At 36.3% G+C, this 5,206-nt stretch carries 6 protein-coding genes; all 6 read left to right on the forward strand.

Annotated features, from left to right (window positions below; translation table 11 throughout):
* Positions 1–28: 28 nt before the first annotated feature.
* Positions 29–1,387 (forward strand): RuvB-like helicase, encoded by a 1,359-nt coding sequence (locus DMP16_RS07670; RefSeq protein WP_069284055.1) that lies wholly within the window; start codon positions 29–31, stop codon positions 1,385–1,387.
* Positions 1,388–1,910: 523 nt separating this feature from the next.
* Positions 1,911–2,699 carry a KaiC domain-containing protein gene (locus DMP16_RS07675; RefSeq protein ID WP_069284056.1) on the forward strand — a complete coding sequence of 263 codons (789 nt, stop codon included), beginning with the start codon at positions 1,911–1,913 and terminating at the stop codon, positions 2,697–2,699.
* 273 nt (positions 2,700–2,972) lie between these two features.
* A complete protein-coding gene (locus tag DMP16_RS07680) occupies positions 2,973–3,539 on the forward strand; it encodes a GMP synthase subunit A (RefSeq protein WP_069284057.1) in 567 nt (188 codons plus the stop codon).
* A 12-nt stretch (positions 3,540–3,551) separates the two neighbouring features.
* Positions 3,552–4,037: a dual specificity protein phosphatase family protein gene (locus DMP16_RS07685; RefSeq protein ID WP_069284058.1), complete on the forward strand. Its 486-nt coding sequence runs from the start codon at positions 3,552–3,554 to the stop codon at positions 4,035–4,037.
* Positions 4,007–4,603, forward strand: a complete 597-nt coding sequence (locus DMP16_RS07690) for an endonuclease V (protein WP_069284059.1) — start codon at positions 4,007–4,009, stop codon at positions 4,601–4,603. Before DMP16_RS07685 ends, DMP16_RS07690 begins: the two co-directional genes overlap by 31 nt.
* Positions 4,604–4,629: 26 nt before the next feature.
* On the forward strand, positions 4,630–5,206 hold a 577-nt coding region (locus tag DMP16_RS07695; RefSeq protein ID WP_143577054.1), incomplete at its 3' end, for an isochorismatase family cysteine hydrolase.

The raw sequence follows: 5,206 nt of genomic DNA on the forward strand, positions 1-5,206 counted from the left end.
AAAGCATTCCTAAATAATTATATATAGTATGGCTGAGATAAAAGAGATTAGAAAGCCGGTAAGGGAGAAGGCAAGTATTCACAGTCACATAAAGGGATTGGGTTTAGATGAGAATGGGAAAGCTAAGTTCATAGCTGATGGTTTAGTCGGGCAGGCTGAGGCTAGAGAAGCAGCTGGGGTTGTAGTTCAATTAATAAAGCAAGGAAAGATGGCAGGTAAAGGAATATTATTCGTCGGTCCACCCGGAACTGGTAAAACAGCAATAGCAGTAGCCATTGCCAGAGAATTAGGGGAAGATACTCCTTTTACAGCTATCAACGCATCGGAAATATACTCTACGGAATTAAAGAAGACAGAAATACTAACACAACTAATAAGAAAGTCTATAGGCGTTAGAATAAGGGAGAAGAGGCTGGTTTACGAAGGTGTTTTAAAGGACAGAAAAGTTAAGGTTGCTAGAAGTAGGTTAAATCCCTATTCTCAAGTCCCTGTTGAAGCCCAAATAACATTAGCTACCAAAGATGATGAAAGAACGTTGACTGTGGGAGAAGAGATAGCTCAACAATTAGTCTCTTTAGGAGTAAAGAAAGGCGATGTAATAATGATAGACGCTCAGACTGGACAAGTGATAGTACAAGGTAAAGCAAAAGGATTTGAAGGTATAAAGACTTACGATATAGAGACCTCAAGAGTTATTGAAATGCCTTCTGGTCCAGTGAGGAAAGAGAAGGAGATAACTACAACACTTACCTTGAATGATTTAGACCTAAATTTAGCAGCTAGAAACTTAGCGGTAACAGCAATATTCTCATTATTCACAGAAAGGGAGGTAAGCGAGGATGTTAGAAAGGAAGTGGATAGGCTAGTTAAAGAATGGATAAACCAAGGAAGAGCTGAATTGGTAGTAGGTGTATTGTTCATCGATGATGCTCATATGTTAGATTTGGAAGCCTTTTCCTTTCTCACTAGAGCGTTAGAGTCAGAATTAGCTCCTATAATAATCTTAGCTACTAATAGAGGGATAACTAAAATAAGGGGAACTGATGTAGAGTCACCGCACGGCATACCATTAGATTTACTTGATAGACTTTTAATAATCCCGACTAGACAATACAATGCTGAAGAAATAAAAGAAATAATTAAGATAAGAGCAGATGAACTTGAGATTGAGTTGGATCCCCAGGCTCTAGATGAGTTAACTAAAATAGGTGTAGAAAATAGTTTGAGATACGCTGTTCAATTATTAGAACCATCACAAGTAATAGCACAAAGGAATAATAGAAATGTTATAAAGGTTGACGATGTTAGAGAAGCTTCTAAGTTATTCTCTGATGTGAAGAGAAGCGTAAAGTTTGTAAAAGAGTATGAGAATCTATTATTAAAATGATGTATGGTGACGGCTCTGAGGCAGTGATGTAACTTAAAGGGCTGAAAAATTAATTCCCTTTTATAGTATTGTTTATGTAGTGCCGTCATGAGGACTTAAATTTAGGTAAAATCAATTAGGGCATAAAGTCGTATGTAAGGGATATACTTTTAGAGTTCTTGCCCATATTAACGGTAATACAAGAGAGGTTTGGCGAATCCTAACTTTATGATATTATGAAAATTGGAGTAAGGTCGTTAGTAGATTGGAAAAAGTCGTTGTCTTTCTTAGTAACATCTAACGGAGTAACAAAGGGGAGTAACGCTTTAGACCTCAGTGGAACCCTTTAGGTGGGGAGGAGGGTAGAGCACTATAGTAATTTATTAATTTTTAAAATAGAGCATGAGTATATTTCATTGCATAACGTATTTAAAATGTAATTTGTAGAAGGTCAGAATCAGTAACTTAAGACCTTCATCACTTTCTCAGAAGATCCGCTTTACTTCATGCTATTTTATTATCCTTGTCTATAATATTTAAATTTGTGACAAGTAGAATATCGACTGGAATACTGGCATTCGATAAACTTATTCAAGGAGGTATCCCCCAAGGTTTCTTTGTTGCATTAACTGGTGAACCCGGAACTGGAAAGACAATATTTTCCTTACACTTCACCGCGCAAGGGTTGAAAGAGGGTGATCCATGCATATATGTTACTACCGAGGAGAGTAGGGAGTCAATTATAAGACAAGCAAGGCAGTTTGGGTGGAACTTCGAAGAACATATAGAAAAGAAGTTAATTATAATAGATGCGTTAATGAGGGAAAAGGAGGATGAGTGGTCTCTTATCAGTCTTAATCCAGAGGAGGTGGTGAATAAAATAATTGAGGCTAAGCAGAAATTAGGCTACGGAAGAGCGAGGTTAGTAATAGATTCTGTCAGTGCATTGTTTCTCGATAAACCCGCGATGGCTAGGAAGATAAGTTATTATCTCAAGAGGGTTTTGAATAAGTGGAATTTTACGATATACGCTACTTCGCAATACGCTATTACTACTTCACAAGCTTTTGGGTTTGGGGTTGAGCATGTAGCAGATGGCATAATAAGATTTAGGAGGGCTATAAAAAATGGAGAGCTTCATAGATATATAATAATTGAGAAAATGAGACAGACAGATCATGATAAGCACGTATGGGAAATAGATATAGTCAATGGTAAAGGGATCGTATTGAAAGGAAAATTAGAGGAGAGGAGAGAAGACTACGCCCTACCAGAAAAGGTAAAAAATAAGATAATTGAAAGTTCTAAGAAGGAGGAAGAGGAGCTAAAATAGTTGAATTGAAATATGATTATTAACTTAAAAAAAGTTAAAACTATACATAATGTAGTTACGTTAAAAGTTAACTATATAACGGAAAATTCCGCGAGTGAAAGATGGGAGCCTTACTATTTATGGAAAGGAAGTATGATGCAAAAAGTGATCATCAGAAAGAGCTCTCGTAATTCTACAATATCTGCTTTATTCAATACGAGTTATATCGTAATGCGTAGATAAGAGAGTTTTTAGTAACTGTTATATACTGAAAGTGCAAGGATTAACTGAGAAATGAAAATTGGGCTTATTTACTATGGCGGTCAATATAATCACTTAATACTAAAAAACTTGAAATACCTAGGTGCTAATGTAGATGTTATAATACCAAATAAAGAAGTTGATGAGATTAAAGATTATGATGGTTTAATTTTCAGTGGTGGTCCATATTCCGTAGCATCTGAGATAGACAAGATGGGAAACTCCCCTCTATATATTAAAAAGTTAAAAATACCCATGTTAGGAATATGTCTAGGTCATCAGTTAATCGCTTATGTGCTAGGAGGAATTGTAAAGAAAGCTGACAATCCAGAATTTGGTCTAACTAAGATACAGATTCATGATGAAGATACTATTCTAAAGGGTTTACCAAAAGAGCTAAACGTTTGGGAAAGCCATAACGATGAGGTTGTGGAACCCCCTAAGGGATTTAAGGTGCTAGCGAGTAGCAGTAATGCTAAAGTTCAAGCTATGGTTAACGCTGAAAACACTATCTTCAGTGTACAGTTTCATCCAGAGGTAAAACACACTGAAAAAGGGACAGAGATCTTTAAGAATTTTCTAAATGTATGTAAAAGATAGAAGGAGAGAGCAATGTACTGGGTTAGGGAGAGGGTCATAGGTGGATCTCCAATACCTTATAATGAATATGAGATAGAAGAGTGGAAAAGACAAGGTGTTAAGAGAGTTTTGGTATTGCCAGAGGACTGGGAGATCGAAGAAGCATGGGGAGATAAGGAGTATTACTTCGACGTACTTAGAAGTAAAGGATTAGAGTATATTCACGTCCCTATAACAGATGGTGAGGCTCCAACAGATGATCAGTTTTTAATAATTATGAGGTGGCTGAATAGTAAAAAAGTAGGAAATCTAGTTCACTGTGTCGGAGGAATAGGGAGAACCGGAACAATCTTAGCTTCCTACTTGATACTTTTTGAGGGTCTAGACTTAGAGGAGGCATTAGATGAAGTTAGGCGTGTGAGACCAGGGGCAGTGCAAACATATCAGCAAGAAATGTTTCTTTTAAGAATAGAAGGGATGAGAAAGAATTGGTTGAATCTCATTTACTCGAATTCTTAGAAAAATTACAACTTTTAATTTCAAAAAATGTAAAGATTGAGTATTTTGGGGTGAATAAGGCAGAGAGAGTTTGTGGTGTTGACGTAGCCTATAAAAATAACATAGGATATTCAGTTGGGGTAAGCATGAATGTGAAGAGTGGTGAATATTATTATAAATCTTACATTGGAGAAGTTAGTTTCCCTTATATACCAGGGTTTTTATTCATGAGAGAAGCACCTGTTATGTTGAAAGCCTTAGAAGGGCTTAACTGTGACCTAATCTTAGTTGATGGACATGGATTAGCACATCCAAGAAGAAGTGGTATAGCTTCAGTGATTGGCGTAATCCTAGACTTCCCCACAATAGGTGTAGCTAAGTCTAGATTAATAGGAGAATTTGTAGAAGAGAATGGAATAGTTTATGTAGCACATAGGGGCGAAAAGGTTGGGGTCAAATTTGGAAAGTACTACTATAGCCCGGGGAATAAGGTGAGTTTAGAGGACTGCATTGAACTAGGTAAGGCTGGTTATCCTAAAGTTTTGAAGATAGCAGATATGCTGACTAAGAAACTAAAAAAAGAATAAAAGTGTCTTATGCTATATAAAAAACAATGAAAATTGAAGTTCCTAATATACCTATAGAGAAAGAAGTAACTTTGAATCCCATGTCAACAGCTCTGATTATAGTGGATATGCAAAATGACTTCGTTAGGAAAAATGGAAAACTTTCAGTACCTACTGCTGAAAACACTATACCTTATATAAAGAACCTAATAGATAAGGCGAGGAGTGCTGGAGCGTTAGTAGTATATACGCAGGATTGGCATATGAAGGATGATCCAGAATTTAAGATCTGGGGAGAGCATGCCTTAGCGGGTACTTGGGGTGCAGAGATTGTAGATGAGCTTAAACCAGAAAAGGAGGATTTTATTGTTAAAAAATATAGGTATGATGCATTCTTTGAGACATCACTAGATTACATTTTGAGGGTGAAAAACATAAAGAATACTATAATTACTGGAACAGTAGCTAATATATGTGTTTTACATACTGCCGGTAGTGCAGCATTAAGGTGGTATAATGTTATTATGCCTAAGGATAGTATTTCGGCAATAACAGAATTCGACTATTATGCAACACTCAGACAAGTAGACTTTTTATATAAAGGCAAAATAACTACATCAGATA

The organism is Sulfolobus sp. B1, assembly GCF_007050195.1.
Taxonomy (GTDB): Archaea; Thermoproteota; Thermoprotei_A; order Sulfolobales; family Sulfolobaceae; genus Saccharolobus.

Excerpts from the sequence above, each read along its gene's own strand:
- DMP16_RS07670 (WP_069284055.1), top strand. The coding sequence starts at position 29 with ATGGCTGAGATAAAAGAGATTAGAAAGCCGGTAAGGGAGAAGGCAAGT.
- DMP16_RS07685 (WP_069284058.1), top strand. The coding sequence starts at position 3,552 with ATGTACTGGGTTAGGGAGAGGGTCATAGGTGGATCTCCAATACCTTAT.
- DMP16_RS07680 (WP_069284057.1), top strand. The coding sequence starts at position 2,973 with ATGAAAATTGGGCTTATTTACTATGGCGGTCAATATAATCACTTAATA.